23 protein-coding genes and 1 pseudogene are annotated in these 25,855 nt (G+C 67.6%); 17 read left to right on the top strand and 7 right to left on the bottom strand.

The window, feature by feature from the left end:
- Window positions 1-56 precede the first annotated feature (56 nt).
- Together secA and ABC419_RS02895 are read left to right on the top strand one after the other, a co-directional pair.
- Complete coding sequence (secA, locus tag ABC419_RS02900; RefSeq protein ID WP_412876415.1) at window positions 57-2,909, top strand: preprotein translocase subunit SecA; 2,853 nt, start codon at window positions 57-59, stop codon at window positions 2,907-2,909.
- Window positions 2,910-3,228: 319 nt separating this feature from the next.
- Entirely contained in the window at window positions 3,229-4,392 is a 1,164-nt protein-coding gene (locus tag ABC419_RS02895) for an aminotransferase class V-fold PLP-dependent enzyme (protein WP_412876416.1), read from the top strand.
- 1 nt (window position 4,393) lies between these two features.
- On the opposite strand, the gene ABC419_RS02890 is transcribed toward ABC419_RS02895, so the two are convergent.
- From ABC419_RS02890 to ABC419_RS02880, 3 genes are read right to left on the bottom strand one after another with little or no spacing between them, the layout of a single operon-like run.
- Complete coding sequence (locus ABC419_RS02890) at window positions 4,394-5,203, bottom strand: hypothetical protein (protein WP_412876417.1); 810 nt, start codon at window positions 5,201-5,203, stop codon at window positions 4,394-4,396.
- 34 nt (window positions 5,204-5,237) lie between these two features.
- Window positions 5,238-6,125: an alpha/beta fold hydrolase gene (locus tag ABC419_RS02885; RefSeq protein WP_412877978.1), complete on the bottom strand. Its 888-nt coding sequence runs from the start codon at window positions 6,123-6,125 to the stop codon at window positions 5,238-5,240.
- Window positions 6,126-6,130: 5 nt separating this feature from the next.
- Window positions 6,131-6,625 carry a Fur family transcriptional regulator gene (locus ABC419_RS02880; protein WP_200166211.1) on the bottom strand — a complete coding sequence of 165 codons (495 nt, stop codon included), beginning with the start codon at window positions 6,623-6,625 and terminating at the stop codon, window positions 6,131-6,133.
- Between the two features lie 151 nt (window positions 6,626-6,776).
- On the opposite strand from ABC419_RS02880, the gene ABC419_RS02875 reads away from it, so the two are divergent.
- Window positions 6,777-7,565 carry a SapC family protein gene (locus tag ABC419_RS02875; protein WP_125901931.1) on the top strand — a complete coding sequence of 263 codons (789 nt, stop codon included), beginning with the start codon at window positions 6,777-6,779 and terminating at the stop codon, window positions 7,563-7,565.
- Between the two features lie 128 nt (window positions 7,566-7,693).
- On the opposite strand, the gene ABC419_RS02870 is transcribed toward ABC419_RS02875, so the two are convergent.
- Window positions 7,694-8,101 carry a MaoC family dehydratase gene (locus tag ABC419_RS02870; RefSeq protein ID WP_200216123.1) on the bottom strand — a complete coding sequence of 136 codons (408 nt, stop codon included), beginning with the start codon at window positions 8,099-8,101 and terminating at the stop codon, window positions 7,694-7,696.
- Window positions 8,102-8,117: 16 nt separating this feature from the next.
- A complete protein-coding gene (locus ABC419_RS02865; RefSeq protein ID WP_412876418.1) occupies window positions 8,118-9,140 on the bottom strand; it encodes an NADP-dependent oxidoreductase in 1,023 nt (340 codons plus the stop codon).
- A gap of 292 nt (window positions 9,141-9,432) precedes the next feature.
- Here ABC419_RS02865 and ABC419_RS02860 point away from each other — a divergent pair, with 292 nt between their 5' ends.
- Window positions 9,433-9,717, top strand: coding sequence for a hypothetical protein (locus ABC419_RS02860; RefSeq protein WP_412876419.1), 285 nt, complete (start codon window positions 9,433-9,435; stop codon window positions 9,715-9,717).
- Between the two features lie 60 nt (window positions 9,718-9,777).
- Here the strand turns inward: ABC419_RS02860 and phyR are convergent, their stop codons facing one another.
- Window positions 9,778-10,566 (bottom strand): anti-anti sigma factor/receiver protein PhyR, encoded by a 789-nt coding sequence (phyR, locus tag ABC419_RS02855; protein WP_125901928.1) that lies wholly within the window; start codon window positions 10,564-10,566, stop codon window positions 9,778-9,780.
- 199 nt (window positions 10,567-10,765) lie between these two features.
- Between phyR and nepR the strand changes: the two genes are divergently transcribed.
- The 10 genes and pseudogenes from nepR to ABC419_RS02805 all read left to right on the top strand — a co-directional run bounded on the left by nepR (window position 10,766) and on the right by ABC419_RS02805 (window position 21,156).
- Window positions 10,766-10,972: an anti-sigma T factor NepR gene (gene nepR, locus ABC419_RS02850; RefSeq protein ID WP_125901927.1), complete on the top strand. Its 207-nt coding sequence runs from the start codon at window positions 10,766-10,768 to the stop codon at window positions 10,970-10,972.
- Window positions 10,973-10,985: 13 nt separating this feature from the next.
- Window positions 10,986-11,577: pseudogene (locus tag ABC419_RS02845) on the top strand (sigma-70 family RNA polymerase sigma factor); the annotation flags it as partial.
- 2 nt (window positions 11,578-11,579) lie between these two features.
- Complete coding sequence (gene phyK, locus ABC419_RS02840; protein WP_412876420.1) at window positions 11,580-13,343, top strand: sensor histidine kinase PhyK; 1,764 nt, start codon at window positions 11,580-11,582, stop codon at window positions 13,341-13,343.
- A gap of 47 nt (window positions 13,344-13,390) precedes the next feature.
- Entirely contained in the window at window positions 13,391-13,528 is a 138-nt protein-coding gene (locus ABC419_RS02835; protein ID WP_003169829.1) for an entericidin A/B family lipoprotein, read from the top strand.
- 137 nt (window positions 13,529-13,665) lie between these two features.
- On the top strand, window positions 13,666-14,796 hold the full coding sequence (ald, locus tag ABC419_RS02830; RefSeq protein WP_412876421.1) for an alanine dehydrogenase: 1,131 nt from the start codon (window positions 13,666-13,668) through the stop codon (window positions 14,794-14,796).
- Window positions 14,797-14,855: 59 nt separating this feature from the next.
- Complete coding sequence (gene obgE, locus ABC419_RS02825; RefSeq protein WP_368923329.1) at window positions 14,856-15,911, top strand: GTPase ObgE; 1,056 nt, start codon at window positions 14,856-14,858, stop codon at window positions 15,909-15,911.
- 258 nt (window positions 15,912-16,169) lie between these two features.
- Complete coding sequence (gene polA / locus ABC419_RS02820) at window positions 16,170-19,064, top strand: DNA polymerase I (protein WP_412876422.1); 2,895 nt, start codon at window positions 16,170-16,172, stop codon at window positions 19,062-19,064.
- Window positions 19,065-19,090: 26 nt separating this feature from the next.
- On the top strand, window positions 19,091-19,399 hold the full coding sequence (locus ABC419_RS02815; RefSeq protein ID WP_412876423.1) for a GNAT family N-acetyltransferase: 309 nt from the start codon (window positions 19,091-19,093) through the stop codon (window positions 19,397-19,399).
- A 39-nt stretch (window positions 19,400-19,438) separates the two neighbouring features.
- Window positions 19,439-20,662 carry a BaiN/RdsA family NAD(P)/FAD-dependent oxidoreductase gene (locus tag ABC419_RS02810; protein WP_412876424.1) on the top strand — a complete coding sequence of 408 codons (1,224 nt, stop codon included), beginning with the start codon at window positions 19,439-19,441 and terminating at the stop codon, window positions 20,660-20,662.
- Window positions 20,663-20,808: 146 nt separating this feature from the next.
- Window positions 20,809-21,156 carry a TFIIB-type zinc ribbon-containing protein gene (locus ABC419_RS02805; RefSeq protein ID WP_412876425.1) on the top strand — a complete coding sequence of 116 codons (348 nt, stop codon included), beginning with the start codon at window positions 20,809-20,811 and terminating at the stop codon, window positions 21,154-21,156.
- A 13-nt stretch (window positions 21,157-21,169) separates the two neighbouring features.
- Here ABC419_RS02805 and ABC419_RS02800 read toward each other — a convergent pair whose 3' ends face one another.
- Window positions 21,170-22,891 carry a hypothetical protein gene (locus ABC419_RS02800; protein WP_412876426.1) on the bottom strand — a complete coding sequence of 574 codons (1,722 nt, stop codon included), beginning with the start codon at window positions 22,889-22,891 and terminating at the stop codon, window positions 21,170-21,172.
- 211 nt (window positions 22,892-23,102) lie between these two features.
- Here ABC419_RS02800 and chvI point away from each other — a divergent pair, with 211 nt between their 5' ends.
- From chvI to ABC419_RS02785, 3 genes are read left to right on the top strand one after another with little or no spacing between them, the layout of a single operon-like run.
- A complete protein-coding gene (gene chvI / locus ABC419_RS02795) occupies window positions 23,103-23,810 on the top strand; it encodes a two-component response regulator ChvI (protein ID WP_200168332.1) in 708 nt (235 codons plus the stop codon).
- Window positions 23,779-25,389: a two-component sensor histidine kinase ChvG gene (gene chvG / locus ABC419_RS02790; protein WP_368923319.1), complete on the top strand. Its 1,611-nt coding sequence runs from the start codon at window positions 23,779-23,781 to the stop codon at window positions 25,387-25,389. The genes chvI and chvG overlap by 32 nt, the downstream gene beginning before the upstream one ends.
- Before the next feature lie 10 nt (window positions 25,390-25,399).
- The gene (locus ABC419_RS02785; RefSeq protein WP_412876427.1) at window positions 25,400-25,843 is read left to right on the top strand and encodes an HPr kinase/phosphorylase; all 444 of its coding nucleotides are present in this window, start codon (window positions 25,400-25,402) and stop codon (window positions 25,841-25,843) included.
- The last annotated feature ends 12 nt before the right edge of the window (window positions 25,844-25,855 follow it).

Here is a 25,855-nt window from a genome sequence, read left to right as displayed (position 1 = left end):
GTGAAACTGTCTTTCTCAGAGCCTTCAGCCGCTCGACCGCCTGACCCGGATCGCCCATGCTCGGCTTCGCCAAGAAATTTCTCGGTTCCTCCAACGACCGCAAGGTCAAGGCCTTCATGGGCCAGGTCCAGAAGATCAACGCTCTGGAATCCAAGTTCGAGGCCTTCTCGGACGACGAACTGCGCATGATGACGCAGACGTTCAAAGACCGCATCGAAGCTGGCGAAAGCCTGGACAAGCTGCAGAACGAGGCCTTCGCCGTGGTGCGCGAAGCCGCCAAGCGCGTGTTAGGCCAGCGTCAGTATGACGTGCAGATGGCCGGCGGCATGATCCTGCATGAAGGCGGCATCGCCGAGATGCGAACCGGCGAAGGCAAGACCCTGGTGGCCGTGGCCCCGGTCTATCTGAACGCCCTGGCGGGCAAGGGCGTCCACGTCGTCACCGTCAACGACTATCTGGCCCGCCGCGACGCGGAACAGATGGGCAAGGTCTATCGCTTCCTGGGCCTGGAGGTCGGCGTCATCGTCAACGGCCTGTCGCAGGGCCAGCGCCAGATGGCCTATCAGGCCGACATCACCTACGGCACCAACAACGAATTCGGCTTCGACTATCTGCGTGACAATCTGGTCTATGACCGTCGCGAGATGGTGCAGCGCAGCCACCACTTCGCCATCGTCGACGAAGTCGACTCCATCCTGATCGACGAAGCACGCACGCCTCTGATCATCTCGGGCCCGACAGAGGACCGCTCGGACCTCTACAAGATCGTCGACGCCCTGGTGAAGGAACTGGTCAAGGACAAGGACACCTACGATCTCGACGAGAAACAGCGCCAGGCCCTTCTGACCGAGCTGGGCTCGGAACGCATGGAGCAGATGCTTGAGCAGGGCGGCCATTTCGCCGAGGACACCGTCGACCTGTACGATCCGGCCAACGTCAGCCTGGTCCACCACGTCAATCAGGCCCTGCGCGCCAATACCCTGTATCAGCGCGACAAGGATTACATCATCAAGGACGGCGAGATCGTCCTGATCGACGAATTCACCGGCCGCATGATGACCGGCCGACGCCTGTCCGAAGGTCTTCACCAGGCCATCGAGGCCAAGGAAGACGTCAAGATCATGCCCGAGAACCAGACCCTGGCCTCGGTGACGATCCAGAACTATTTCCGTCTCTACGAAAAACTATCCGGCATGACCGGCACGGCCGCCACCGAAGCGCAGGAATTCCTCGACATCTACAAGATGGACGTCATGGAAGTGCCGACCAACCGTCCGATCCAGCGCAAGGATTACGACGACGAGGTCTATCGCACCTTCGCCGAGAAGAACCGCGCCATCGCCGGCGAAATCGCCGACTGCTACGTCCGCGGCCAGCCGATCCTGGTCGGCACGGTGTCGATCGAAAAGTCCGAAGAGCTGTCCGACGTGCTGAAGGACTACGACTATCAGGTCGAAGTTTCCCGCAAGGTGAAGCCCGAGTACGAGGGTCGTGAGAAGGAAGCCCAGAAGGTCGGCGACCTGGCCTATGACATCGAATACGTCACGGGACGCGGCATTCCACACAACGTCCTGAACGCACGCCAACACGAACAGGAAGCCTACATCGTCGCCGAGGCCGGCCTGCCTCACGCTGTGACCATCGCCACCAACATGGCCGGTCGCGGCACCGACATTCAGCTGGGCGGCAACCTGGACATGCGCGTCCAGCGCTGGATCCAGGAACAGCGCAACATGGCGATGGAAGTCCCGCCCGAGGCCCTGGCCGCCAAGGAAGAGGAATTCAAGGCCGAGATCGCCGTCGCCAAGGAAAAGGCCCTGGCCGCAGGCGGCTTGTTTGTTCTGGGCACGGAGCGCCACGAAAGCCGCCGTATCGACAACCAGTTGCGCGGCCGCACCGGCCGCCAGGGCGATCCCGGCACCTCGAAATTCTACCTGTCGTGTGAAGACGACCTGCTGCGCATCTTCGCCGGCGACCGTCTGGACGCCATCATGCGTCAGTTCGGCGTGGCCGAAGGCGAGGCCATCAGCCACCCGTGGCTGAACCGCGCCGTCGAAACCGCCCAGAAGCGCGTCGAAGCCCGCAACTATGATATGCGCAAGAACGTGCTGAAGTACGACGACGTCGTGAACGATCAGCGCAAGGCCGTATTCGAACAACGCCAGGAGTTCATGGACTCCACGGACCTGTCGGACCTGGTCAACGACTTCCGCGCCGACGTGATCAACGACCTGGTCGAACGTTACATGCCGCCCAAGGCCTACGCCGAGCAGTGGGACATCGACGGCCTGGACGAAAAAGTCCGTTCGACGCTGGGCCTGGAACTGCCGCTGCATGACTGGGCGGCCGAGGAAGGCGTCTCCAACGAGGAGATCGAGGAGCGTATCACCACCGCCGCCGACGCCCGCGCCGCCGAGCGTCTGGAAATGATCGGCGCAGACCAGACCCGCGGCCTCGAAAAGCAGTTCATGCTGCAGATGATCGACATGCAGTGGCGCGAGCACCTGGTCCACCTGGACCACCTGCGCGGCGTCATCGGCCTGCGCGGCTACGGCCAGCGCGACCCGCTGAACGAATACAAGACCGAAGCCTTCAACCTGTTCGAGACGCTGCTGCACGACCTGCGCCACAACGTCACGCGCTGGTTGATGACCGTCGAGTTCCGCTTCGAGGCCCCGCCGGCGATGGAAATGCCCGAGTTCCAGGAAATCCACCTGAACCCCGGCACCGGCGAGAACGAGATGGCCAACCCGATGGCCCAGAACCCGGAAGGCATGCTGACCGGCGATGATCGTTCCAAGCTGCCGATCGAAGCCCTACCGCCCGGCTGGGAACGCACCAGCCGCAACGCCGACTGCCCCTGCGGCTCGGGCCGCAAGTTCAAGCACTGCCACGGTAGTTTGATTTAAGGCGCGCTGATGCGCGCGGCGCTACGCTCGCGACGCGGTCGCTCGCTGCTTGAGCCCCACAGTCTGAGTTGAGAGAGGCGGGTTCGCGAAAGCGACCCGCCTTTTTCTTTGGGCCGTCTCGCGCCATGGCGCCGCACCCGACAAGCCGCTGCTCCACCCACGCCGTCATCCTCGGGCTTGACCCGAGGATCCAGCGCCGGGCGCCTCAACCTTGCTCAAGTCGTGCAGGCGGAAGCCCCGATCCTCGGGTCAAGCCCGAGGATGACGACATAAGAAGCAAGCGCGTGACGGCGCGGCGCAGGCCCGCTAGCCTGCCCTCATGAACTACAAGCCCCTGTTCTCGCGCGCTCTGGGCCTCGATCCGGAACGCCTGCATTTCGCCGCTCACAGCCACCACCTGTGGCCCGACGTCAGCTTCGACGGCCAGGTCCAGGCCTGGGTCGAGGCCAACCGCTTCGCCGACCGCAAATGGGATCTGGTGTTCGGCGAGGTCATCCCCGAGGCGCAAGCGCATGTCGCCAAGGAACTGGGCCTGCCCTCGCCCGACAGCCTGATCTTCGCGCCCAACACCCACGAGATTCTGCTGCGCATCGTCTCGGCGGTCGACAAGGCGCCCGTGCGCATCCTGGCTACCGACGGCGAGTTCCACTCCTTCCGCCGCCAGTCGGAACGCTGGGAGGAGGCCGGGCAGGCCGTCGTCACCCGCGTGCCCCTGGCCCCGTTCGAGACCTTCGCTGACCGCTTCATCGCGGCGGCCAAAGCGGGCGGGCACGACCTGATCTTCGTCAGCCAGGTCTTCTTCCGCACCGGCGGCCTGTTCGAGCGCATCGCCGAACTGGCGGAACTGGCCGATCCGGCCGGTCCGTGGGTGGTGGTCGACGGCTATCACGGCTTCATGGCCACGCCGACCGATCTGTCGGCCGTGGCGGACAGGGTCTTCTATCTCGCGGGCGGCTACAAATACGCCATGGCGGGCGAAGGGGCATGCTTCCTGCACGCCCCGCCCGGCTTCGGCCCGCGCCCGGTCGTGACCGGCTGGTTCGCCGAGTTCGGCCATCTGGAAGGCCCGCCCGGCGGCGTTCAATACCGCACCGACGGCGGCCGCTTCTGGGGCGCCACCTTCGACGCCAGCGCCCTGTACCGCTTCAACGCCGTGCGCCGGATGCTGGACCAGCACGGCCTGACCACGGCGATGATCGCCGATCACGCGCGCGGCCTTCAGGCCCGGTTCCAGACGGCGATCCAGTCGAACGAAGCCGGAGCGCTGGCCGAGGCCCAGATCCTGAACCCGGTCGAGGGGGCGGCGCCGCGCGCCCGCTTCCTGGCCCTGCGCCACGCCGACGCGTCGCGCTGGAAGGCGGCCCTGCAAGAGATGAACGTCATCGCCGATGTGCGCGACGACGTGATCCGCTTCGGCTTCAGCCTGTATCAGAGCGAGGAAGACGTGGAGAAGCTGATCCACGCCTGCGCCCGCCTGAAGTAGATCAGAAGAACAGGCTCTCGGCGTCGCGCCGGGCTTCGGGCGGGTCGGTGCGACGCGGCTGTCGTTCGCGGCGAGGCGCGGGGGCGGGCGCAGGCGACGCCGGGCGTGCCGCGGGAGGCCGCGCGGCGGGCGCCGGATCGCCGGGCAGACGAGGCGCGGGCTGGATCGCGCGCGACGCTGGAGCCGCGTCTTGCAGCGAGGGCGCGGCCGTCTCGGACTTCGGCGGCGGGCCGAGCGTCGGATACGACGGCCCGGTCTGCGGGCGAGGGCGACGCGAGGGCGGGGGAACAGGCGGCGCGGCCTCGGCCGCCTCAGCTTCAGTCGTGGGGGCTTCCAACACCTGGCGCGCCTGGGTTCGGGCGCGCACGCTGTCACAACGGCACAGCACCAGCTCTGCGCCGTCGCGCCACAGGATCAGGGGGCGACGCGGCGGCTCGGCCCAGCGACTCGCCAGGCGGTCGAGCTCGCGCTCCAGCCCGTCGTCAGCCTGAGCCGAAACCGCCCTGACCTCGCGCCCCCGCGCCTCCCAGGCTGGGGCCGCCTGTTCCAGCCAGGCCCGCCCCGCACCATCCGGATCATAGACATAGATCGGCGTCGGAGCGAAAGCGGTCGGCCCCGCCGCCTGTTCCAGCCGCGCCTCAAGACCCTCAGGCGGGGCCAGCCGTTGCAGATCATGCCGCGCCACGCCCAGCCACCAGGCGACCAGGATCACACCGAGCAGCAGCAAGCCCAGAACAGCGCCGATCACGCATCCCAACAGGATGCGCGGCCAGTCCGTGACGGAAGAGGCGGATACGGCGGCGGAGGTCATCGTCCGTCAGGACTAGCACCGAACGACACAGCTGTCAGACCGCCAGGTCGAACAAGGCGTCGCGCGTCAGTTCCGCATGGGTCATCGGGAACAGGTGCCCGCCGCCCATCACGGTCTCGACCCGCACGTTCGATCGGCGCGCGGACGGCGACACGGCGCACAGACCGGCCGTCTCCGCCTTGAGAATGCGCGTCATGCCGGGATAGCGCGCCAGCGCCCGCCAGGGATCGTGCGCCTGGGCGGCGTAGTTTGAGGCCTCCCAGGCGGGCGTGCAGGCCAGCTCCAGCCCGCGGTCCGTCTCGATGAGACCGTCGGTGAGGTAGTCGGCCAGCATCATGTCCGGCCAGCCCTTGAAGGCGCCCCGTCCGCGATAGGCGCTCATGGCCTGCTCGCAGCTGTCGAACAGGGCGCGACGCCGCAGGGTGCTGGCGACAATGGGAAACCGCCGCGACAAAGCCCCGGCGAAGGGCAGATTCATCGCCCACACCATCTGTCGCGGCCAGACGACAGGGTCCAGCAGCAGCAGACGCGACACCCGTTCCGGCCGTTCCGCAGCGGCCATCAGGCCGCTGGTCCCGCCGATGGAATGGCCGGCCAGGGCGACGGGCGGGCCGTCGATCGCCTCAAGCAGGGAGATCAGATCGTCGCGATGATCCTTCCAGCTGCGGCGGCCGTCGGGAACGGCGGGCAGACGCGTACGGCCATGGCCTCGCAGATCAGGCGCCCAGATGCGCAGGGCCCCCGACAAAGGCTGCAGCAAGGAGCGATAGGCGAAGGCGTTGAAGCCGTTGGCGTGGGCGAAGATCAGGTCGATCGGCCGCTTGGGGTCACCGAAATCCAGCACGGCCATCTCGCCCGCACCCCAGCGATTGTCGATCGGCACGCTGATACGGCGGGGCGCCGACAGGGCCAGGGCGTCCATGGACGTCAGGCCGCCACGCGGCAGGCGCCGCACCGGCCATGGCCCTCGATGGTGGTGCGCTCGATGGCGTAACCGGCGTTCGTCGCCGCCTGGGCGATAACGTCGCCGCCGGGGACGGCCACCTCTTCGGTCGCCCCGCAACAGTCGCAGATCAGGAAAGCCGCCGCATGGCCGCCCGGCGCGCAGGCCTGGGCCGTGCAGGCCACATAGGCGCTGATGGAGGCGATACGGTGGGCCAGGCCCCGCTTCTCGAGGAACTCCAGGGCGCGATAAACCGTGGGCGGCTTGGCCGCCTGACCGTCGAGGCCGTAGCGGGCGATCAGGTCATAGGCCTTGACCGGCTCGGCCGCCGAGAGAAGCAGCTCAAGCACGCGACGTCGTGGCGCAGTCATGCGATCGCCGTCGGCCGAGACGCGCGCCTCGACGGCCGCAACCGTCCGTTCGACCTCGGCGGCGCCGGGTCGGCTGTCGATATGATCATGATCGCAGGCGTCGCCCATGGCCTAGAGCTAAGGGGTCCGAGGCCGCGCCGCAACCGGGACCGCGCGCCGCAACACCCGCACCGGCGCAATGTGGCCAAACAGCGGCGTTTGCGGCCGTCCCGACCATGAGCTAGAAGAACCGTCCTCTCTGTTCAGAAGATCCGTTTTCATGACCGACACCACCCAAGCGTCCAGCCCCCTGTCGGGCAATGTACTGTTCTATTCCCAGCCCGAGCCGCTGTCGGCCGATGTTCACGGCTCGCTGGGCGTGACGCCCGCAGACAAGCCGTACGCCTTTGTGGCCCAGACCCACGTCGTGCCGCTGACGGTGACTGAGTTCGCTCCCGCCGCCCTGTCCTACCCGGTCATCTTCGTCGGCGACGCCAAGCAGCCGGTCGCCGCCATGGGCCTGAACCAGGGCGACAACCTGTTCATCGAGAACGGCGACTTCCGCCCTGACGCCTACATCCCGGCCTATGTCCGCCGCTACCCCTTCGTCTTCGCCAATGACGACGAGCAGAAGCGCATGGTGCTGTGCATCGACCGCGCCGCCCCCTTCGTGGTCGAAGGCGGCGAGACTCCGTTGTTCGAAAACGGCCAGCCCAGCGGCTACGTCAACTTCGGCATGGAATTCTGCAACAACTTCGAACAGGAGCGCGTGCGCACCGAGTCCTTCGTCAACCTGCTGAAGGAACTGGACCTGTTTGAGGTGCGTGAAGCCAACTTCACCCCGCGCAACGCCGATGGTTCGGCCGGCGCCCCGCAAAAAATCGCCGAATATTTCGCGGTCTCGGAAGACAAGTTGAAGGCCCTGCCGGCCGAGAAGCTGGCCGAACTGCGCGACAACGGCGCCCTGGGCCAGATCTACGGCCACCTGGTGTCGCTGCTGGGCTGGGACCGCCTGATCGCCATGGCCCTGACCCGCGCCGCCCAACAACCGGCCGCCGCCAACGCCTGACCTGCTTTTCAAGCGGGCCTAGCGCGCGTTCGCGCTACTTGAGGCCCGTATTGAAGCGATAAAATGGAAACGCCCCGTCAGGATGCTGGCGGGGCGTTTTTGTTCGCACTCAATAGTGGGCGAGTGATTCAGCGGCGGGCCACCAGGGCGCGGGTGAGGCAGGAGAAAACCAACCGCCCCGCCTCATCCAGCAAATCCTGCTGGGCGATGACGACCCCCTTCTCATCCCCGACCGGATCCTTGCCCATCACGGTCAGCCGCCCGCGCATCAGCTCGCCGGCAGGCGGATTACGCAGGAACCGCAAACCGTCCACGGCCAAGGTCTTAGAGCCCGCCCACCCCCCCATGCGATCGGCGGATAGTCGGCTCCACAGGGCATAGACCATGCCCTCAGGCGCCCCGTAGGCCGTATCCCAACCAGGCAGAAAGCGTTCGACGAACAGCTCCAGCGCTGCAGCATCCACGGCGCAGGCGCCCAGGGGAATGACCTGTCCGATCTCGAGATCCTCGAAATGGACGTGCAGCGGCTCAATCATGCGCGATCGTTCTCCGTCAGGCCGCCGGCTCCTCCGACACCCGAACCATCAGCTTGCCGTCATGGTCGCCCGTGAACAAGCGATTCAGCGAACCGACCGCGCCTTCAAGGCCGTCATCGACATGGACCTTCCAGTGAATTTTTCCGTCAGCCAGCCACGGCCCCATCTCGGCGACCATCTCCTTGGCGCGGTGGGCGTAATCGAGGACCAGGAAGCCCTTCACGTCCAGGCGGTGAGTGATGATGCGGGCGAAGTTGGGCGAGGGCGGCATCCGCGTGGCGTTATAGGCCGAGATCAGGCCGCAGACGGCCATGCGGCCGTGCACCTTCAGCCGGTTCCAGACGGCGATCATGATGTCGCCGCCGACGTTCTCGAAATTGAGGTCGATGCCGTCGGGGGCCAGGCGGTCCAGGGCGTCGCCGACGTCCTCGTTCTTGTAGTCGACGGCGGCGTCGAAACCGAGCTCTTCGGTCAGCCAGCGGCATTTCTCGGCGCCGCCGGCGATGCCGATGACGCGGCAGCCGCGCTGCTTGGCCACCTGGCCGGCGATGGAGCCGACCGCCCCCGCCGCCGCCGAGATGACCAGGGTCTCGCCGGCCTTCGCCTTCAGTACGTCGGTGACGCCGAAGTAGGCGGTCATGCCGGTCATCCCCAGCACGGACAGGTTGGCCGTCAGCGGCAGGCCCGGCGCGCGGTGGACCGGCCGCAGCCCCGCCTCGGGCACGACGGCGTAGTCGGCCCAGGCGCCCGACAGGGGCATGACCAGATCGCCTTCCTTGTACCGCTCACCGCGCGACCGCTCGACCACGCCCAAGGTCAGACCGCGCATGACGTCGCCCAACCCCACCGGCGGCAGATAGCCCTCGGAATCATTCATCCAGGTGCGGTTGGTCGGGTCGATCGACAGATAGACGGTGCGGACCAGAACCTCGCCGTCCTTCAGGTCGGGCGTGACGCTCTCGACCAGTTCCAGGTCGCCGTCCTGGATCAGGCCGTGCGGCCGCTGACGCAGAATCCATTGTCTGTTGCGCAGGCTCATCAATCGTCTCCCTCATAGGGTTTTCTTTCAGAACCCATAGTGACGCCTCAGGGCCGGCTGTCGAGTGCCGCCATGGTCAAAAAAAGAGGCGGATCCGTTTCGGATCCGCCAGGAGTCGCATCATCGAGAATGAAGCGAAGGCGAAGATCGGCAGAGCCGGTCCGGGGGAATCGCCCTCAGCAGGGAAAGAACGACGTGCGGCGGACTCGGTTCCCGGCCCCGTCCTGCGGGAACAGCCCCAGACGCGCGGCGTTGGCTTGGAAGGCTTGAATCGCAACAAGGAGGCGTTGAGATGAGTCACCAGGATCCGCATTCCCACTCCGCTGACCCCGTACACGCCGGCCAGGCCGTAGAGGCCCAGTATGTCCGCCAGGGTCGAGGCGGACGCCGCATCCTGATCCTTCTGGCGGTTTCCGCCGGAGCTGCGGCTGCGCTGCTGCTGGGCCTGTGGGCGATCAGCAATCCAGGTTTCCAACGCGCCGAAGAGGCGGGCATGACCGGCGAGCCGACGCCCGTCGTCGAACAAGCCCCCGCGCCGACCGCAGGCCCCGAGACCGCCCCGCCGCCCGTAACCTGACTACGACAAAAAAGGGCCCCGGCGAACCGGGGCCCCTTGATCGGATCGGAGGACGAACCGTCAGGCCGCCTGCTTCTGGCGCGACGGATGGAAGAACAGCGCCTGGCTGATCGCCGCCTTCACCGTCTCCGGCTGGAAGGGCTTGGTGATCAGGAAGGTCGGCTCCGGACGCTCGCCCGTCAACAGCCGCTCCGGGAAGGCGGTGATGAAGATCACAGGCACGTCGAACTGCTTGAGGATGTCCTTGACCGCATCAATGCCCGAGGAACCGTCGGCCAACTGGATATCGGCCAGAACCAAACCGGGCTTGTGACGCGAAACAGCGTCCACGGCTTCGTCGTGGGTGGTGGCCGTGCCGGTGACGCGGTGACCCAACTCCTTCACCAAGCTCTCGATGTCAGCCGAGATGATGGCCTCATCCTCGATGATCAGAACGTCCGTGGCCAGTTCGGCGTCGATGTCAGACTGAGCTTCGGCGATCAGGCGCTCGACAGTGCGGGGATCAACGGCCAGAATCTGGGCCGCCTCGGACGGCGTGAAGCCTTCAAGCGCGGTCAGCAGGAAGGCCTGACGCGACTGAGGCGAGATGCGCAGCAGGCGTCGCGCGGCGTCGTCGCCCTCGAAAGCCACGCCCTCCAACTGGGCGCCCGTGCTGGACCAGATGGTGTGGAAGACATGGTACAGGGCCACCCGCGGCGTCATATCGGCGGGGAGTTGCCGCTCGCCGGCGGCGAGCGCCTCAAGCGCGACGCGGACGTAGTTGTCGCCCGTTCCCTGATCGCCGGTCAGGGCGCGAGCGTAGCGACGAACATAGGGCAAGTGCGGCGCAAGTCTGGCCAATAAACTCATGGATAAATTCCCCGACAACGCCCGCCTCGACTGTTGAAACGGACTTAGATCGAACACAACGTATCAAATGAGCCACGGTTCCGTGAACGCTCTCCAGCTTGAGCATAAAATCGTATCCGCCTAGGAACCCTATGCGGGAGGCGGCGTTTTCAGTCTCCATGAGCGACATCACAGGGCTTGGGCGGCGGCCGGACACTCAATGATCGAACCTAAGGACACTCCCGCGCGTTCCAGCGGGGCCAGCTCGAACGAGCGAGATCTCGAAGAGGTCCGCCTGCGCCAACAAGCCATCGGCGTGAAGCTGCGGCATATGTTCGACGAAGTCGTCAACGAGCCGGTGCCCGATGAGTTTCTCGAAATTCTGCGTCGCGCCGACCAGGGCGCTCCTACCAAGGAGGGGCAGTGACCAGCGCAAATCCCGCCCCCCGCCGCCCCTCGTCAGACGACAACGCCTTCAAGGCCGAGCTCGTCACCCTGATCCCCCATCTGCGGGCATTCGCCCGCACCCTGACCGGCGACCCGACCTCGGCCGACGATCTGGCTCAGGAAGCCATGATGAAGGCCTGGGACGCCCGCGCCAGCTATCAGATGGGCACAAACATGAAGGCATGGACCTTCATGATCCTGCGCAACCAGTTCTATTCGGAAAAGCGCCGCTCGTGGCGCCAGACCCAGCTGGATCAGGAAGCCGCCGAGCGCACCCTGATCGCCGTCGATGATCCTGAAGCGCCGGTGGCGCTGGACGAACTGCGCCAGGCGCTGAAGTCCCTGCCCGAGGAGCAGCGCGAAGCCCTGATCCTGGTCGGCGCCGGCGGCTTCGCCTACGAGGAAGCGGCCGAGATATGCCAGTGCGCCGTCGGTACGGTGAAGAGCCGCGTATCGCGGGCGCGCAAGGCGCTGCAGGCCACGTTGGAGCGGGGCGGCTATGATCGCGACGGCCAATCGGCAAGCGACGCTATGCGATCGATCCTGGCCGACGCCGACAGACTAAGCGGCGCCGGGCGCAAATAGCCGTGCGGTTCGGCCGGGTTCTGGGCCGCAAGCTCGGACGCCCCAGCGTCCAGGGCATCCGATTCCGCCTGGGTCTCGCCATGGCCCTGGCCTTGCTGCCCATCCTTCTGCTCGGCGCGATCCAGACCGAAGCGGGCTTCCGTCGGCAGGAAACGGAACGGCGCAGCGATCTGAAACTGGCGGCGGAACGCAGCGCCTCAGACGCCAAAAGCCGAATCGACTCGACCGTGGTCCTGCTGCAAGCCCTGACGCCGGAGGGCGTGGGTTTCTTCTGCGAAGCGCGGCTCACGGCGCTGGCGGAACGCCTGGACGGCATAACGAGCCTGACCCGCTACAGCGCGACCGGGGAACCCGTCTGCGCATCGCGCAACACCGCCCATGAAACCCGCGAGGAACATGTCCGCGCCCAAAGCTGGCATCAGCGGCTCAGCCGCGGCGAAGACGTGGCGATGCAGCGCTCGGCCGACGGTCAGTCCCTGATCATCGCCGTCCGCTCGGAACGTCCGTTGGGCGCGTTTCAGGGAACGATGACGGCCGCCGTTCCGCTCAGCGCCCTTCAGCCTGACATCAGGGATCCAGCCCTGCCCGTCGGCGCCCAGGCGGCGCTGACCGACGGGGCAGGACGCGTGCTGATCGCCACGACCACGAGCCCCTTCGCCCTGGGCAACGCCGGCCAGGCCGAGGGCTGGACCGAGCGGGCCCGCGCGGACGCAGCCGTCATGTTCGAGGCGCGAGACGCCAGGGGACGCCGTCACGTCTATGGCGGCGCGCCCCTGGCGGGACGGGACGTCTTCGTCCTGCTGTCGGCGCCGGCGCCCGGCCTGCTGTCCTGGGCGCGCCTGAACCCCTTCGGCACCCTATTGCTGCCGCTGGCGGCGTGGCTGACCGCCTTCGCCGCCGTCATGCTGCTGTCCGAGCGGATCGTGGTGCGCTGGCTGGACTACCTGGAACGGGTCGCCGCCATCTACGCGCGCGGCCGTTTCACCATTCGTCCCGTTCAGGCCGAACACGCGCCTGCGGAAATTCGCACCTTGGCCCGCACCCTGGGCCACCTGGGCGAGACCATCACCCGGCGCGACAAGGCCATTCTGGACGCCCTGGAAGAAAAAGACGCCCTGCTGCGCGAGATTCACCACCGGGTGAAGAACAACCTGCAGATCATCTCATCCCTGTTGTCGATGCAGCAACGAGCCGTGACAGATCCGAGCGCCCGCGCCGCCCTGGGCGACACCCGCCAGCGGATCACCGCCCTGGCCCAGATCTACCGCATTCTCTACCAGAGCCATGACATCCGAGAAGCGGACGCCGACACCTTCCTGCGCGAACTGGTCGGGCAGTTGATCGCCGGGGAGGCGGTGCGCGGGCCTCTGGTCACGACCTCGATCGAGGCCGACCCGCTGATCATCGACCCCGACAAGCTGGCGCCCCTGGCCCTGTGGCTGGTCGAGGCCGTGTCCAACGCCCAGAAACACGCCTTCGCCGGACGGGGCGGCGACCTCAAGGTGCGCTTCAAGGTTCTGGGCCGAACCAGCGTTCTGGAGGTCGAGGACGATGGGCCCGGCGTCGCCGACGCGGCCGAAGCGGGCGTCGGCCGCACCCTGATGATGGCCTTCGCCAAACAGTTGCGCGGCGAGGCCGAAATCGCGCCGGCGCCAGGCGGCGGTTCGATCGCACGGCTGACCTTCGTCACGCCCGAAGCCCGCGACGCCGCCCATGTGCGAGAGGTGGCCGCCTTCCGCCTCAGCGGAACCTCGCCCCAAGCGTAACGTTGTGCATGGGACGGGCACGGAGCCCGAGCCAACAGGAGTCTCCCATGCGCAAACTCATCATTCTGGCCGTCGCCGCCGCAGCCCTCACGACCGCCGCCTGCAATACTATTCAAGGCGTCGGCCGTGACACCCAGGCCGCCGGCCAGGCCGTCGAAGGCGCCGCCCGCGACGCCAAGAACTAGGCTCTTCGCCGCCGGGCGAAGGTTGACGACACCCCGCAGACACCCGCGTCTGCGGGGTTTTATTTTTCGCTGGCGAGAGCGGTTCGGCTTGATTAGCGTCACCGATCTCTGACCCTGTCTCCGCTATCGGAAGAAAAATGCGCGTCGGCACCCCTAGAGAAGTCAAGACCAACGAACACCGGGTCGGCCTGACGCCGATGGCGGTGCGCGAGTATGTCGCCCGCGGCCACGAAGTCCGCATCGAAACCGGCGCAGGCGTCGCCGCCGGCTTCTCGGACGCCGATTATGTGAAGGCGGGCGCCCTGATCGTCGTCGACGCCGACGCCGTCTTCGCCGACAGCGAGATGATCGTGAAGGTGAAGGAACCCCAACCGTCCGAGTGGGGCCGTCTGACCGAGCGGCACATCCTGTTCACCTATCTGCATCTGGCGCCCGACCCGGAACAGACCAAGGCGCTGCTGGCGTCGAAATGCGCGGGCGTGGCCTATGAGACGGTGACCGATCGCAACGGGGGACTGCCGCTGCTGGCGCCCATGTCCGAGGTGGCGGGCCGCATCGCCGTCTTTTCCGCCGCCGAGACCCTGCTGAAGCACAACGGCGGTATGGGGCTGCTGTTCTGCGGCGTGCCGGGCGTCGCGCCGGCCAGGGTGCTGGTGCTGGGCGGCGGAGTCGTGGGACTGAACGCCGCGCGCATGGCCATGGGCCTGGGCGCCGAGGTGGTGGTCCTGGAACGATCCATTCCCCGCATGCGCCAGATCGACGAACTGACCGGCGGGCGCGTCATCACACGCTATTCCTCGCTGCACGCCATCGAAGAGGAACTGGTGAAGGCCGACGTCGTGATCGGGGCGGTCCTGGTCCCCGGCGCCGAAGCTCCGACCCTGGTGCGGCGCGACCAGTTGAAGACGATGAAGCCCGGCAGTGTCCTGATCGACGTGGCCATCGACCAGGGCGGCTGTTTCGAAACCTCGCATGCGACAACGCACGAAGACCCGACCTATGTCGTCGACGGAGTGGTCCATTACTGCGTCGGCAACATGCCCGGCGCGGCGCCGCGCACCAGTTCCGAGGCCCTGAACAACGCCACCCTGCCCTTCGGTCTCGCCCTGGCCGACCGGGGGCTGGAGGCTTTGCGCGCCGATCCTCACTTGGCCAAGGGGCTGAACGTGCTGAAGGGCGAGATCACCCACCCCGCCGTCGCCGAGGCCCTGGGCCTGGAATGGCGCGACCCGTTCGGCGTCTGGGCCGCCGGCGGAGCGAGGGGCTGAATCACAGCCCGCAATTCGCCCGCCTGTAATTCGCCGCGCTTCTGGGCCATAAGGCGCCCATGAAGTTCCTCGATCAGGCCAAGATCTATATTCGCTCCGGCAACGGCGGCGCGGGCTCCGTCTCGTTCCGTCGCGAAAAATTCATTCCCAACGGCGGTCCCGACGGCGGCGACGGCGGCAAGGGCGGCGACGTCTGGGTCGAGTCGGCCGACGGGCTGAACACCCTGATCGACTTCCGCTATCAGCAGCATTTCAAGGCCGCCACCGGCAACCACGGCCAAGGCCGCCAGATGCACGGAGCCAAGGGCGAGGACGTGGTTCTGCGCGTCCCCGTCGGCACCCAGGTGCTGGACGAGGACAAGGAGACCGTGCTCGTCGATCTGGACGAGGCGGGCTTGAAGGTAAAGCTGCTGTCCGGCGGCAACGGCGGCTGGGGCAACACCCGCTTCAAGGGGCCGGTCAACCAGGCCCCGCGCCACGCCAACCCCGGCCAGGAAGGCCAGGAGCGCTGGATCTGGCTGCGGCTGAAGCTGATCGCCGACATCGGCCTGGCGGGCCTGCCCAATGCGGGCAAGTCGACCTTCCTGTCCGCCGTCTCGGCGGCGCGGCCGAAGGTGGCGGACTATCCCTTCACCACCCTGACGCCCAACCTGGGCATGGTGGACCTGAGCCCGTCCGAACGCTTCGTCATCGCCGACATCCCCGGCCTGATCGAAGGCGCCAGCGAGGGCGCAGGTCTGGGCACGCGTTTCCTGGGCCACGTCGAGCGCTCGGCCAGCCTGATCCACCTGATCGACGGCACGCAGGACGATGTGGTCGAGGCCTATCGCATCATCCGTGGCGAGCTGGAGGCCTATGGCGAGGGTCTGGCCGACAAGGTCGAGATCCTGGCGCTGAACAAGATCGACGCCCTGACGCCCGAGGCCCGCGAGGAGAAGGCGGCGGAGCTGGAGGCGGTCGCCGGTCGTCGGCCCTACCTGGTGTCCGGCGTCTCGGGCGAGGGCGTGACCGAACTGCTGCGCGCCGCCTGGGCCGAGGTGAAGAAGACCCGCGGCGAGGTCTCGGACGAGGGCGAACACGTCATCCCCGAAACGCCGGGCGGCTGGCAGCCGTAAGAGAGGCCGACCGTTCCCTCAGTTTCTTGCCGTCATCCTCGGACTTGATCCGAGGATCAAGGGTGACTGCGCGCTCGATACAGGATGCGCCACCTACTGCGAGCCACCGCCTTTCCTGAGCGGAGCCGAGGGCTCGATCCTCGGATCAAGTCCGAGGATGACGGCGATTGAGGGCTGCTACGCCGTCTTCTCGCCATTGCATGGGAAGGAAAGCGAAGCGCGGATGACGCCGCGCCTTCGGCCCCCTATGTTCGCGCCATGACCGACGCGCCCGCCGAAATCCCCGCCCGCCCCCTCACGCAAGACGGGCCGCCGCTCAGGCTGTGGTTGATCGACGCCTCGGCCTACATCTTCCGCGCCTATCACGCCCTGCCGCCGCTGACGCGCAAGTCGGACGGCCTGCCCGTGGGGGCGGTGCAGGGCTACTGCAACATGCTGTGGAAGCTGCTGAAGGACATGAAGGGCGAGGACGGCCCGACGCACCTGGTCGCCGTCTTCGACCATTCGGAGAAGACCTTCCGCAACGATCTCTATGACCAGTACAAGGCCCACCGCCCCCCGGCGCCCGAAGATCTGGTGCCGCAGTTCCCCCTGGTGCGCGAAGCGACCAAGGCCTTCGGCGTCCACTGCGTCGAGATGGCCGGCTACGAAGCCGACGACCTGATCGCCACCTATGCCTGTCAGGCGCGCGACGCGGGCGGCGAGGCCGTGATCGTCAGCTCCGACAAGGATCTGATGCAGCTGATCGGCGACGGCGTGGTCATGTACGATCCGATGAAGGATCGCCGACTGGAAGAAGAGGCCGTGTTCGAGAAGTTCGGCGTCACGCCGGACAAGGTGGTCGAGGTCCAGGCCCTGATCGGCGACAGCGTCGACAACGTGCCCGGCGCCCCCGGCATCGGCCCCAAGACGGCGGCCCAGCTGATCCATGAATACGGCGATCTGGACACGCTTCTGGCCCGCGCGGGCGAGATCAAACAGCCCAAGCGCCGCGAGACCCTGATCAACTTCGCCGATCAGATCCGCCTGTCGCGCGAACTGGTGAAGCTGACCTGCGACGCGCCGATCCCCGAGCCGATCGACGACTTCATCATCCGCGATCCGGACCCGGAGACCTTGTCGGCCTTCCTGGAGACGATGGAGTTCCGTTCGCTGGCCCGCCGCGTCGGCGACGGCAAGGCGCCGCAGAAGGAAGGCTCAGCCTTCGCCCGCCCGCTCAGCGCGCCGGTGGCCACCCCGCGCTATGGCCAGACCGAGGTCGCGGCCCCGGCCGAGCCCCAGGCGATCGACCTCGACCGCTATGAGTGCGTACAGACGCTGGAAGACCTCGACCGCTGGATCACGCGAGCCAGGGCGGCGGGCGTGGTCGGCTTCGACACCGAGACCGACGCCCTGTCTTCGACCCACGCCGGGCTGTGCGGCGTGTCGCTGGCGGTCGGGCCGAACGAGGCCTGCTACATCCCCCTGACGCATGAGCACGAGCCGACCGGCGACGGCGGTCTGGACTTCGGCGACGTCGGCGACGCCCGCCCGCCGCTGGTGCAGATCGACAAGCCGACGGCCCTGGCCCGGTTGAAGGAACTCCTGGAAGATCCGTCGGTGCTGAAGGTCGGCCAGAATATCAAATACGACCTCGCCGTCATGGCCAGGCACGATGTCCGTGTCGCCCCGATAGACGACGTCATGCTGATTTCCTACGTGCTGGAAGGCGGCCTGCACGGCCACGGCATGGACGAGCTGTCGCGCCTTCACCTCGGCCACGAGCCGATGACCTTCAAGAGCGTGGCGGGCACGGGCAAGAGCCAGAAAAGCTTCAAGCACGTCGACCTGACGACGGCGACCCGCTACGCCGCCGAAGACGCGGACGTGACCCTGCGCCTGCACCGCCTGCTGAAGCCGCGCCTGGCGGCCGAGGGACTATCAAGCGTCTATGAAACGCTGGAACGCGGCATGCCCGCCATTCTGGCCGACATGGAATTGGCGGGAGTGCGGGTCGATCCCGACCGTCTGCGCTCCTTGTCCTCGACCTTCGGCCAGCGCATGGCCGAGCTGGAAGAGGAGGCGCACAAGCTGGCCGGCCGCCCGTTCAACGTCGGCAGCCCGCGCCAGATCGGCGAGATCCTGTTCGGCGAGATGAACCTGCCCGGCGGCAAGAAGACCGCCAGCGGCCAGTGGGGCACCGACGCCAGCGTGCTGGAGGATCTGGCCCAGAATCACCCCCTGCCCCGCACCATCCTGGACTGGCGCCAGCTGTCCAAGCTGAAGGGCACCTATACCGACGCCCTGGTGGCGGCGATGGACCCGCAGACGAACCGGGTCCACACCTCCTATCAACTGGCGGCGGCGACCACGGGGCGGCTGGCCTCGTCCGACCCCAACCTGCAGAACATCCCGATCCGCACTGAGACGGGCCGCCAGATTCGCCAGGCCTTCATCGCCTCGCCCGGCCATGTGCTGATCAGCGCCGACTACAGCCAGATCGAGCTGCGCCTGCTGGCCCACATCGGCGATATCCCCGAGCTGAAGCGCGCCTTCAAGAACGGCCTCGACATCCACGCGGCGACCGCCTCGGAAATGTTCGGCGTCCCGGTCGAGGGCATGCCCAGCGAGACCCGCCGCCGGGCCAAGGCCATCAACTTCGGCATCATCTACGGCATCAGCGCCTTCGGCCTGGCCGCCCAGCTGGGCATCGAACAGGGCGAGGCCGGGGCCTACATCAAGACCTATTTCGAGCGCTTCCCCGGCATTCGCGACTACATGGACAGGACCAAGGCGCTGGTGAAGGAACAGGGCTTCGTCACCACCGTCTTCGGGCGGCGCATCCACATCCCGGCCATCCACTCCAAGTCCGGCGCCGAGCGCCAGTTCGGCGAGCGCGCGGCCATCAACGCCCCGATCCAGGGCGCCGCCGCCGACATCATCCGCCGCGCCATGATCCGCATGCCCGGCGCCCTGGCGGAAGCGGGCCTTCAGACCCGCATGCTGCTGCAGGTCCACGACGAACTGGTGTTCGAGGCCCCCGAAGCTGAGGCCGACCGCGCTATCGCCGTCATCCGCCGCGTCATGGAGACCGCCGCCGAACCTGCCGTGGCCCTGAGCGTTCCGCTGGACGTCGAAGCCAAGGCCGCCGGCAACTGGGACGACGCGCACTAACCCCTCTTTCAACCAAGGACGACGACATGAGCCTGGACCCCGAAATCCGCGACAATGAAGAAACCAAGCGCTACGAGCTGGAGGTCGATGGCGAGACCGCCGTGGTCATCTACAACCCGGTCGCGGGCGGGCGGCTGATCACCGAGACCCTCGTGCCGGTCCCGCTGGAAGGGCGGGGCATCGCCAGCCGCATGGCCAAGCACGTCCTGGCCGATCTGAAGGCGAAGGATCTGCTGATCCTGCCGACCTGCCCCTTCTTCTCCAGCTATCTGAAGAAGCACCCGGAATACGCCGATCAGGTGCATCCGACCTATCGGGCCATGCTGGGCCTGTAGGCCATCGCTTCAAGCCCCGCCTCCTGCTAGGGCGGGGCGATGAAGTCTTCAGACATCGACGTCCTGATCGTCGGCGCCGGCGCGGCCGGCATGATGTGCGCCATCGAGGCGGGCAAGCGCGGCCGCCGCGTGCGCGTGATCGACCACGCCCGCGCCCCCGGCGAGAAGATCCGCATCTCGGGCGGCGGGCGCTGCAACTTCACCAATCTGGGGACCAGCGGCGCCAACTTCCTGGGCGAGAATCCGCGCTTCGCCCTGTCGGCCCTGCGGCGTTTCACCCAGCACGACTTCATCAAGATGGTCGATCGCCACGGCATCGCCTGGCACGAGAAAACGCTGGGCCAGCTGTTCTGCGACGACAGCGCCAAGCAGATCATCCGCATGCTGACCGACGAGATGAAGGCGGCGGGCGTCAGCCTGTCGCTGGGCGTCGGCGTCAAGGCGGTGGAGCGCGCGGGCGAGCGGTTTCAGGTCGATCTGGACGACGGATCGCGGGTGACGGCGGCGTCTCTGGTCGTGGCGAGCGGCGGCAAGTCCATTCCCAAGATGGGGGCCACCGGCTGGGGCTATGAGGTCGCGCGGCGCTTCGGCCTGCGCGTCACCGACACCCGGCCTGCGCTCGTTCCTCTGACGTTCGAGTCGGGGCTGCTGGAGCAGCTCAAGCCGCTGGCGGGGGTGTCGGTCGACGCCGTGGTGCGCCACAAGGCGCCCAAGGATGCGAGCGCCGGCCGCCCGGCCAAGGAAACCGTCTTCCGCGAAGGCCTGCTGTTCACCCATCGCGGCCTGTCGGGGCCGTCGATCCTGCAGATCAGCTCCTACTGGCGCGAGGGCGAGGCGATCACCGTCGATCTGGCCCCCGACCGCAACGCGGCGGCTGAAATTCTGGCCGCCAAGACCGAAAACGGCAAGCAGGCCGTCCACACGGCCGTCGGCCACGTCGTGCCGCGCCGTCTGGCCGAGGCCCTGTGCGCGCGCGAAAACCTGTCGGGCAAGCTGGCCGAGGTCGGCGACAAGAAGCTGCGCGCCCTGGCCGAGGCGGTCAACGCCTGGACGGTCAAGCCGGTCGGCTCGGAAGGCTATCGTACCGCCGAGGTCACGCTGGGCGGGGTCGACACCGCCGCCCTGGACCAGCAGACGATGGAGGCCAAGACCGTCCCCGGCCTGTTCTTCATCGGCGAGGTCGCGGACGTGACCGGCTGGCTGGGCGGCTACAATTTCCAGTGGGCCTGGTCGTCGGGCTGGGCGGCGGGCCAGCACTGCTGACCGCGTGAAAACAGAGCCTGCGGCGACGCGGCGCGTTGTCGCGCGGGCGGGCGCTCCCTACCTCTTTTGCGGTAGCGGGACGGGCCCCTCTGGCGGCGCTTCGGCGGCGTGATGTCGGACCGCATTCAACGACGAAAGAGGATGTCATGCCCCTGCTGATGTGCCCGAACGACAATGCGCCCATGCAGACGCTGGACCGCCACGGCGTCCAGTTCGACATGTGCCCGACCTGCCGCGGGGTCTGGCTGGATCGCGGCGAGCTGGAGAAGCTGATGGCCGCCGCCGGCGATGAAGGGCGCGCCGCCGCGCCCGCCTACGCCCCGCCGCCGCAACAGAGCCCGCCGCAACCCCAACAACCCTGGGGAAGCCAGCCGACCTATCGCGAGCCGCCGCGTGATCGCGACGACCGCTATGACCACGATCGTCGTCGCGACGACGACTACCACTACCGCAAGAAGAAGAAGCGGCTGGATATCTTCGACATCTTCGACTGACGCCGAAGAGCGGTCAGGCCGCCAGGCCGACCGCCTGCATCAAGGGCCGCAGGGTCTGCACCGCCTGCGGCTCCGCCCCCAGGGCGGCGCGGGTGTCCGGCGCGCGCATCAACCGCACCGCTTCGGCTCGGGCGCGTTCAGCGACGGGGCCGGTCGGCCCTGTCTCGGCGGCCGCCAGCCGCAACAGCGCGGCCAGCTTCTGCGCGACCGGCGCAGGCGCACGGGCCAATTGAGCGGTCAGTCGAGCGTCAACCTCGATTGATCCGCCGACGGCGCCCAGGGCGTCCACGACCGTCTGGGTCTCGCGCTCCGACAACCCCGCCTTGCGCACCGCGCGTTGCAATTCGCCCAGAGCCATCAGCCGCTGTCCCGGCGGGATCGCGCCCGGCATCCGCGCCCGGAGCTCGGTCTCGAAGCGCAGAGAGGCGACGCAGGCGTCCAGCCAGCGCGCCGCCGCCCGCTTGTTGGCGCCGCCCGTAACGTTCTCGCACAGGCGCGTCAGCCGTTCGGCCTCGGCCAGAACGGTCGTGCAGTCTTTGACATAGGCTGCGACGAAGTCGGCTGCGACCAGCCCCTTGGATCGTTCGACGAAGGCGGTCTGCACCTCTTCCAGAGTCAGCAGACGTCCGGCCGTCGCCGTCAACGCCATGGCCAGGACGCGCAGAATCTCAATCTCGCCGACCGCATCCCCAGGCCGCAGACGACGCTGGCTCATCAACTCGCGCAGCACCATGCGAGCCAGAGAAGCCGCCAGCAGGGGAAACTCGCCCGCCGCCAGCCGCTCGCCCAGACGCCGCACCGGCCCCTCGATCGGCGGAGCCAGCAGATTGAGGCGCGCGTCCTGCGCCAGAACGGCGTCCACCTCGCGCGGGGCGGCCATCCGAACCACGGCCGCCAGACTGGCGCCTTGATCGAGGCCAGGCCCCAGCACCTGAGCCAGACCGGAGCGCGATCCCATCAGTTCACAGAGAATCTGCTCCACCGGCACGAAGACCAGGGCGCGCGGCGCGCCCTCGACCGGGGCCTGGTCGCAAATGTCCATCAAACGCTCCACACGCGCCCGCGCCCCCGGCAGGCCGCACAGAGCGCTCGCCACGGCCCCGCCCATGACGAAGGCGCGATCCGGCGCGCCCTGAAGCGCCAGAGCCGTCGTCGAGACCGGGCGATCGTCGAAACTGGGCAACTGTTTCTTGCGCCCGGCGATCAGCAGACGCTCGATCGCCTGCTCGGCCAGGCGCTGATAATGGCGCATCAATTCGTGCACCGACTTCGCCGCCCCCTGCGCCTCAGGCACGGCGATCTTCTGGATGGCGTGCTGAAGCTCGACGCCGGAGGCTTCCAGCCTTTCGGCCAGGTCAGGACGGTGCAACAGTTCGAAGGCTGTCGCGCCCTGGCGATGCAGCCAATCCTCCAGCACCCGGCCGATCGTCTCGCGCGCATGGGGGGCGTACAGGTCGCCGACGCCCCGGCAGACCGGGCCGCGCGGGTCCGCCGCGGGGGCGCGCTTGCGCGTCAGCTCGGGCGCGCCGCGCGTCAAGATGACGACGCTGGCGAATTCCATCGTCTCGGGGTTCAGCGTCTCCTTGGTGACTCGAACGGCCACGGCCTCGCGGTCACGCAACAGCTCCTCGGCCGTGTCCACGGCCTGTCTGCGGTCCTCCGTCGCCTGGTGCAGGGACCAGTCAGCAGGCGCCGTCCGACGCATATAGATTTCGTAGTGAACCGGTCCGGCCATGGGGTCTTTCACAAGCACGAAGCTCCATCCTGACGCCCCAAGCTTTAAGGCCGGGTTTCGCTTTTCGCCTCGATGGTTGAAAGCAACAGCGCGGCGCTCCATTTTGTGTGACCGTAAAGTCACCACGATCGGGTAGAACAGTTACGCTTGCTGTGCGTTGTGCAGACGACGGCGGACCGGACGTTCCCCCGCCCGTACTAAGGAGAAGCCCTTGGCCAACATCACCCTGGTCGACGACGACGAGAACATCGTCGCCTCCGTGTCCCTGGCTCTGGAAAGCCACGGTCACACGGTGACCGCCTACCACGACGGCGCCTCGGGCCTGGAAGCGCTGGAGGCCACGCCGCCGGACCTGGCTATCCTGGACGTCAAGATGCCGCGCATGGACGGCATGGAAGTGCTGCGCCGCCTGCGTCAGACCTCCAGCATTCCGGTCATCATGCTGACGTCCAAGGACGAGGAGATCGACGAAATCCTCGGCTTCAACCTCGGCGCCGACGACTATATCCACAAGCCCTTCAGCCAGCGCCTGCTGATCGAGCGGGTCAAGGCCCTGCTGCGTCGCGCCGGCGTCGAAGGTCTGGACCCCGTCGACCCCGCCGCCGTCGAAGCCGGCAAGGCGATCAAGCGCGGCAAGCTGTCGATGGACCCGGCGCGCCACGAATCGACCTGGGACGGCAAGCCGGTGAAGCTGACCGTCACCGAGTTCCTGCTACTTCAGGCCCTGGCCCAGCGCCCCGGTTTCGTGAAGAGCCGCGACAATCTGATGGACGCCGCCTATGACGATCAGGTCTATGTCGACGACCGCACCATCGACAGCCATGTGAAACGGATGCGAAAGAAGTTCCGCATGGTCGACCCCGAGTTCGACGCTATCGAGACCCTGTATGGCGTCGGATACCGCTACCGCGAGAGCTGAACCTGAAGACGCCCCGGCGCGGCGCCGATTCCGCTTCGGCGGATCGCGCCTGGGCGGCTTCATCCTGGCCCTCAATCTTCTCAGCCTGCTGATCCTGTTCGGCGGCGCCCTGCTGCTGAACGAGTGGCGGCGCGGCCTGATCGAGGCGCGCCAGGAATCGCTCGGCGTCCAGGCTGAGCTGCTGGCCAACGTCCTGGGCGAACTGGGCATCACCCAGGGCGACCCCTATCCCATGCTGGATGACCGCGCGGCCGCCCTGTGGCTGCGCGACAACTTCATCCCGGCGGGCCAGCGCGCCCGCCTGTTCGACATGGACGGGATCGAGGTGTCGGACTCCTATCGGGTCAGCGACGCCATCCCCGGCGCGCCCCTGCCCCCGGCCAACCCGGCGGGCACCGCCCTGGCCCCGACCGAGCCTTCACGTCGCGAAACCGCGCGTTTGGCCCGCGCCGATGCCGAACTGTCGGCCGAGGTCGAGCGCGCGCTGCAGGGCACGCCTCAGGCCGCCATCCGCCGCAATGAAGAGGGCGAGCGCGTCGTCTCCGTCTCCCTGCCCGTGCGCCATGTGCAGCAGGTGCTCGGCGTGCTGACCCTGGAAGCCGGCGACGTCAACGCCACCCTGGACGCGCAACGCCGCGCGCTGATGCCTTTCGCCCTGGTGGCGCTGGCGGTGAATCTGCTGGCGTCGCTGGTGCTGCACCTGTTCGTGGCGCGGCCGGTGATGCGGCTGTCGGCGGCCGCGGACCAGGTGCGCCTGCAGCGCGCCCGCGCCATCTCCTTGCCCGACCTTGAAGACCGCAAGGACGAAATCGGCGACCTGGCCCGCGCGCTTGAGTCCATGACCGACACCCTGTCGACGCGCATGGACGCCATCGAACGTTTCGCCGCCGACGTCAGCCACGAGATCAAGAACCCCCTGACCTCGATCCGCTCGGCGCTGGAGACCCTGCCCCTGGTCAAGACCGACGAGCAGCGGGCCCGCCTGACCAATCTGCTGCAACAGGACGTGCGGCGGCTGGATCGCCTAATCACCGACATCTCCAACGCCTCGCGCCTGGACGCCGAACTGTCGCGCGACCGCCCGCGCGCCATCGACCTGAAGGAACTGCTGGGCGACATCATCGGCGTCTATGAGGCCGGTCAGAAGCCGGGCGAGCCCCCGGTGCGCTTCGTCCTGAGCGCCGACAGCGCCCGCGTCGTCGGCCGCGACATTCCTCTGGGCCAGGTGTTCCGCAACCTGATCGACAACGCCCGCTCCTTCAGCCCGCCCGACGGCGAAGTGCGGGTGAGCCTGGAGCGCGACGACAGCCAGCCCGACCTACCCCTGCGCGTCCGCGTCGAAGACGACGGCCCCGGCATTCCGGCTGAAAACCTTGAGACGGTGTTCGAGCGCTTCTACACCTCGCGGCCCAAGGGCACGGCCTTCGGCGCCAACTCGGGCCTGGGCCTGGCCATCGTGCGCCAAATCATCGACGCCCACGGCGGGCGCGTCCACGCCGAGAACCGCACCGGCCCCGACGGCGCCGTGGTCGGCGCCCGCTTCGAGGTGCGGTTGCCGGCGACGGGCAAGCGCCCGTGATCTGACGCTCATGACCGCGCCCCGCCAGCCCCTGCACGCCACCGTCGCCGCGCTCCGGCTCGGCGGCGCCTGGCGCGGCGTATCGATCCAGGGACGATCCGGCGCCGGCAAGAGCGACCTGGCCCTACGGCTGATGCAGCACGGCTGGCGTCTGGTCGGCGACGATTGGGTGGATGTCTTCGCCTGCGAGGGCGCCCTCTACGCCGCCGCGCCCGCGACCATCGCCGGGCGGATGGAGGTGCGCGGCCTGGGCCTGGTCGACCGGCCTTTCCTGCCTTTCGCGCGGATCGCCCTGTCGCTGCACCTGACCCATGAGCCGGTCGAGCGGATGCCCGAAAAGGCCCAGGACGTGATCGACGGAATCGCGATCCCACGCCTGGTTCTGGACCCTCGCCCCGCCTCGGCGCCCCTGGTCGTCGCAGCGGCGATGAACGTCGTCGCAACGCTTCCGTGACGGCGCGACGAC

It is taken from the genome of Brevundimonas phoenicis, from assembly GCF_047237745.1.
In the GTDB taxonomy this organism is placed as follows: domain Bacteria; phylum Pseudomonadota; class Alphaproteobacteria; order Caulobacterales; family Caulobacteraceae; genus Brevundimonas.
This window is presented reverse-complemented; position numbering and strand designations above follow the sequence as displayed.

Bases quoted from the DNA above. Each gene is read 5' to 3' on its own strand.
- ABC419_RS02895 (WP_412876416.1), top strand. From the start codon at position 3,229: ATGAACTACAAGCCCCTGTTCTCGCGCGCTCTGGGCCTCGATCCGGAA.
- ABC419_RS02865 (WP_412876418.1), bottom strand. From the start codon at position 9,140: ATGAGCCTGCGCAACAGACAATGGATTCTGCGTCAGCGGCCGCACGGC.
- nepR (WP_125901927.1), top strand. From the start codon at position 10,766: ATGATCGAACCTAAGGACACTCCCGCGCGTTCCAGCGGGGCCAGCTCG.
- ABC419_RS02815 (WP_412876423.1), top strand. From the start codon at position 19,091: ATGAGCCTGGACCCCGAAATCCGCGACAATGAAGAAACCAAGCGCTAC.
- obgE (WP_368923329.1), top strand. From the start codon at position 14,856: ATGAAGTTCCTCGATCAGGCCAAGATCTATATTCGCTCCGGCAACGGC.
- ABC419_RS02870 (WP_200216123.1), bottom strand. From the start codon at position 8,101: ATGATTGAGCCGCTGCACGTCCATTTCGAGGATCTCGAGATCGGACAG.
- phyR (WP_125901928.1), bottom strand. From the start codon at position 10,566: ATGAGTTTATTGGCCAGACTTGCGCCGCACTTGCCCTATGTTCGTCGC.
- ABC419_RS02875 (WP_125901931.1), top strand. From the start codon at position 6,777: ATGACCGACACCACCCAAGCGTCCAGCCCCCTGTCGGGCAATGTACTG.
- ABC419_RS02805 (WP_412876425.1), top strand. From the start codon at position 20,809: ATGCCCCTGCTGATGTGCCCGAACGACAATGCGCCCATGCAGACGCTG.
- secA (WP_412876415.1), top strand. From the start codon at position 57: ATGCTCGGCTTCGCCAAGAAATTTCTCGGTTCCTCCAACGACCGCAAG.
- ABC419_RS02885 (WP_412877978.1), bottom strand. From the start codon at position 6,125: ATGGACGCCCTGGCCCTGTCGGCGCCCCGCCGTATCAGCGTGCCGATC.
- ABC419_RS02860 (WP_412876419.1), top strand. From the start codon at position 9,433: ATGAGTCACCAGGATCCGCATTCCCACTCCGCTGACCCCGTACACGCC.
- chvG (WP_368923319.1), top strand. From the start codon at position 23,779: ATGGCGTCGGATACCGCTACCGCGAGAGCTGAACCTGAAGACGCCCCG.
- ABC419_RS02800 (WP_412876426.1), bottom strand. From the start codon at position 22,891: ATGGCCGGACCGGTTCACTACGAAATCTATATGCGTCGGACGGCGCCT.
- ABC419_RS02810 (WP_412876424.1), top strand. From the start codon at position 19,439: ATGAAGTCTTCAGACATCGACGTCCTGATCGTCGGCGCCGGCGCGGCC.
- ABC419_RS02835 (WP_003169829.1), top strand. From the start codon at position 13,391: ATGCGCAAACTCATCATTCTGGCCGTCGCCGCCGCAGCCCTCACGACC.
- ABC419_RS02785 (WP_412876427.1), top strand. From the start codon at position 25,400: ATGACCGCGCCCCGCCAGCCCCTGCACGCCACCGTCGCCGCGCTCCGG.
- polA (WP_412876422.1), top strand. From the start codon at position 16,170: ATGACCGACGCGCCCGCCGAAATCCCCGCCCGCCCCCTCACGCAAGAC.
- ABC419_RS02880 (WP_200166211.1), bottom strand. From the start codon at position 6,625: ATGGGCGACGCCTGCGATCATGATCATATCGACAGCCGACCCGGCGCC.
- ald (WP_412876421.1), top strand. From the start codon at position 13,666: ATGCGCGTCGGCACCCCTAGAGAAGTCAAGACCAACGAACACCGGGTC.
- ABC419_RS02890 (WP_412876417.1), bottom strand. From the start codon at position 5,203: ATGACCTCCGCCGCCGTATCCGCCTCTTCCGTCACGGACTGGCCGCGC.